The following is a 3,842-nucleotide window of genomic DNA, read 5'->3' on the forward strand; positions in this document are numbered from 1 at the left end:
ATTCCGTCACACCTATGCCTGTCAATTGCTCGATAACGGTGCACCACTAGAATTTATACAAGGTATGCTTGGACATGAAAAAGCTTCTACTACACAGATATATGCTCAGCTGCGAGGAGAACGTAGGAAAGAATTTTATCGACGATATTTTTAGGGGATATCATTTGTGCTTCTCAAATAAAGGGTAGGTTAATTCTAACTATTGGAAATTTACACTAGTTAACGGGAGTTTAGTGTAACACAATTATTCCAGATTATGTTATTATATTTCCAGGCATATTCTTCGAACAAAAATATTTTGGCAGAGGAGTGAACATTCTTGCGGATACATAGTATTAAATTATTCACTAAACAATTAGAGCAACTCAAAAGGTTCTACACTTATGATCTCGGACTCCCACTGGTGGAGAGTTCTAACAATACCATTACTGTAAAAGTGGGGCATTCAGAATTAATTTTTGAGCAGACAGATAATGCAGAAGAGAGCCCATTTTATCATTTTGCATTTGACATCCCAGAGAATAAAATTGATGAATCGATAGCTTGGTTAAACTCGGTCGGGGTTAAACTAAATTTATTGCCAAATCTCTCAAATATAGCTATTTCCAAAACATGGAATGCAACATCCATTTACTTTTATGACCCTGCAGAGAATATAGTGGAATTAATCGCTAGACACAGTCTTGATAACGCAATACTTACTCCATTTACAGGTAAAGAACTATTAAATATAAGTGAAATTGGTCTTGTCGTTAATGATGTAAATAGTATTAAAGACTTGTTGAGCACAAATTATTTAATCACCGGATATAAGGATAGCAAAGAAGAATTTGCTGCGGTAGGTGATGAAGATGGATTATTCATTTTGTCTGCATATAGAAGAGTTTGGCTTGGTTCAGAAAAAAAAGCGGATATTTTTAAAACTGAAATTACAGTAGAAGGAGCTCAAGAAGGAGATTTTTCTATAGGACAATACCCCTACCATGTATCATTAGTTAATTCGTCACTAAGCGAAGGATAACGAGAGTGCAGGAGTTGCTTGTAGCGGCTCCTTTTTTATTCCCGTTGAATGGACAGGATAGTCCAAATCATTCAGTGAATTACCTGAAGTATAGATTTAACATTGGGAGGGATTAGTTTGTTGAAAACTCAAGCCGTTTTTGTGGATCGTGATGGAACCTTAGGTGGAAATGGTCATTTCATCGATCCACGCGACTTTGAGTTATTTCCTTCATCTTTAACAGCATTGCAGTTATTAAAAGAGAATGGAATTAAAATATTTGCCCTTACGAATCAGCACAACATTTCCAAGGGGTTAGCGACGGAATCAGAATTTCATAAAGAATTTGAAAGTTATGGATTCGATGCGGCATATATATGTCCCCATGAGCCTGAGGATGGCTGTGAGTGTCATAAACCACAGCCTGGAATGCTTCTTAAAGCAGCTGCTGAGTATAAACTAGATCTGACTCATTGTGTTGTTATTGGAGACGTGGGTTCTACGGATATGCTTGCAGCTGCCGCAGTAGGAGCCAAGAGAATTCTTGTTGAGACAGGCTGGGGTAAGCAGTCGTTGGAAAAATATCGTCATAAGTGGTATGAGCAAGCATCTCCAGATTTCGTTGCGCAGGACCTTCTAGATGCTGTGAAATGGCTAGTTGGCGGCAACTGAAGCAATAAAGAAGTAGGTAGGAGCTTTAAGCTAACGAGAACGATAGTTCAATGCCAGAAGGGCCGCCACGTGGTAGCCCTTCGCTCACCTAACGGGCAGATTTGCTTAATTTAATAATTCATAATAGACGGTATTTACATAGGAACGTACGTGCGATATGATGATTTTGCATATTTATCCATTATAGAGTTGGGGTTACATTGAGTGAGTCTTATTTGGGAGGTCGTCCGCATGGACAAGAATTCTGTTTATGGGAAAAGCATTATAGGCGGTAGTGAGGTTGGTGTCATCTCGGTCGACGACATGGATACGAGTGTTATTCATGAAACAAACAGCTTATTTTGGGATACAAAAGGAAATGATGTTTTAGGAGCAACCGCACTTCCTCTTTATGGAGCGTTTGTCTCAGAAGAAAAATGCCAGCTTTTTGGCGAAGTCTCAGGAAAAAAGATACTGGAAATAGGCTGTGGAAGCGGTCAATCATTGCAATATCTGGGGGAACGCAAAGCATCTGAACTATGGGGTATGGATATATCAGAAAACCAACTCGAAAAGACAAAGCTACACTTGACGGAGTTCGGTCTTTCAGCAAAATTGATCTGTTCTCCCATGGAAGAAGAATGTGGCATACCAGAGGATTATTTTGACTTTGTTTATTCGGTTTATGCAATAGGCTGGACAACTGACCTTGAAGGTACTTTTCGCCGGATTGCTTCTTATCTAAAAAAAGACGGCGAACTTATTTTCAGCTGGTCTCACCCTATACACAAATGTGTTGCTGCAGAAGATAATAAGCTTGTTTTCAAAAAATCTTATTTCGATGAATCTTGGTATTCGCTATCTCTTGGCGGAAGTACGCTAACATTATCGGACCGTAAACTATCAACCTATGTGAATGCGTTGGCAAAAGCGGGATTTGTCATTGAGCAAATGATTGAGGAATCTGATGATGAAATTATGCAATCGCGGGCTAACAGCGATTTTGCAAAAAAAGCGAAGATGCTTCCTGTAACTTTTGTATTCAAGGCAAGGAAACTATAGAAAGACGATTGTTGAGGAGTTTGCTTCGCGGCAGCTCCTCTTTTGTTTATTAAAGTAAAGGGAGTTTAGTTAAAAGAGTTTTCTTAAGGATATTGAAGTATTGCGTTTGCAAATGCCAATTTGAAACTATAAAGCATTTGCATAATAATATCTTTAAAAGGAGTGTGATTATTTTATGAGTACTGGTGTCTGGGTTGCTATCGCTGTTGCAATTGCTGCTGCCGTAGGTTTCTTCGGAAGAAAAAAAAAGAAGAAATTAATGCAATTCTGTTAAAAGTGTGCAGAAGAAATTAAACGATCGCATGTAAATCGATTGTACAACGGGGTACAATTGCTCAATAAACTAACAGCACGACGCTGCCTCATGAAAATGATTGGCAGCCTCGCTCAGCTAACGGAGAACTATAGCTCAATAATCATCAGGACGAGGCTGCCGGCATGAATGGGCAGCTTTGTTGCGCTAACGGGAGGATAATGCAATACAACGTGGAATAATATGGTTGGTTATGTATTCATATAGAAAAACGTTGCTATGGTGTAATGACATAGCGTTGGGGGGATTTCAGTGATAAGAGAAGCAGTGGCAACAGATTCAGAAACCCTAGAAAGTCTTTATAAATTGTTAGTTCCAACCAGTAGGAATATCCATGTTCTTCCCGAAAGAATGGAACAAATTATAGCCGATTCTAATAACTTTTTATTTGTTTATGAAGAAAATGGACAAATTTTAGGGACTGTGTTTTTGACACTTTGTATGTGTCCTGCGTATGAGTTCAGACCATACGGTATTGTAGAATATGTATTTGTTCGTGAGGAAGCTCGGGGGAGCGGAATCGGGAAATCATTATTAGACCACGTAGAGCAAATCTGTGTTTCCAAACATTGTACTTATATAGGATTAATGAGCAATGCTCAGAGAGAGAATGCTCATCGTTTTTTTGAAAGTAGAGGATACAATGGCACTATGAGCAAGGGTTTTAAGAAATATATAAAGGTACGTCCTGTAGACTGGAATCTTGAAATCAGCGAATAAGCTTTAACCACTCCCTTGTTAAGCTAACAGAGAACGATAGCTCAATACGCGGCTGCCGGCATGGAACGGCAGCCACGTTGACGTCGGTATCCGCAT

6 protein-coding genes are annotated in these 3,842 nt (G+C 39.1%); all 6 read left to right on the forward strand.

The window, feature by feature from the left end; genetic code table 11:
* Positions 1–154: tyrosine-type recombinase/integrase (locus OB236_RS22095; RefSeq protein WP_262685941.1), on the forward strand; the 154-nt coding region annotated here is incomplete at its 5' end.
* Between the two features lie 165 nt (positions 155–319).
* Positions 320–1,021 (forward strand): VOC family protein, encoded by a 702-nt coding sequence (locus OB236_RS22100; RefSeq protein ID WP_262685936.1) that lies wholly within the window; start codon positions 320–322, stop codon positions 1,019–1,021.
* A gap of 117 nt (positions 1,022–1,138) precedes the next feature.
* Complete coding sequence (locus OB236_RS22105; RefSeq protein ID WP_262685937.1) at positions 1,139–1,672, forward strand: HAD-IIIA family hydrolase; 534 nt, start codon at positions 1,139–1,141, stop codon at positions 1,670–1,672.
* Between the two features lie 231 nt (positions 1,673–1,903).
* On the forward strand, positions 1,904–2,713 hold the full coding sequence (locus OB236_RS22110; protein ID WP_262685938.1) for a class I SAM-dependent methyltransferase: 810 nt from the start codon (positions 1,904–1,906) through the stop codon (positions 2,711–2,713).
* Positions 2,714–2,888: 175 nt separating this feature from the next.
* Positions 2,889–2,987: an LPXTG cell wall anchor domain-containing protein gene (locus OB236_RS22115; RefSeq protein ID WP_262685939.1), complete on the forward strand. Its 99-nt coding sequence runs from the start codon at positions 2,889–2,891 to the stop codon at positions 2,985–2,987.
* A gap of 291 nt (positions 2,988–3,278) precedes the next feature.
* The gene (locus OB236_RS22120) at positions 3,279–3,746 is read left to right on the forward strand and encodes a GNAT family N-acetyltransferase (protein ID WP_262685940.1); all 468 of its coding nucleotides are present in this window, start codon (positions 3,279–3,281) and stop codon (positions 3,744–3,746) included.
* Positions 3,747–3,842 lie beyond the last annotated feature (96 nt).

Source organism: Paenibacillus baimaensis (assembly GCF_025567575.1).

Excerpts from the sequence above, each read along its gene's own strand:
- OB236_RS22110 (WP_262685938.1), top strand. The coding sequence starts at position 1,904 with ATGGACAAGAATTCTGTTTATGGGAAAAGCATTATAGGCGGTAGTGAG.
- OB236_RS22115 (WP_262685939.1), top strand. The coding sequence starts at position 2,889 with ATGAGTACTGGTGTCTGGGTTGCTATCGCTGTTGCAATTGCTGCTGCC.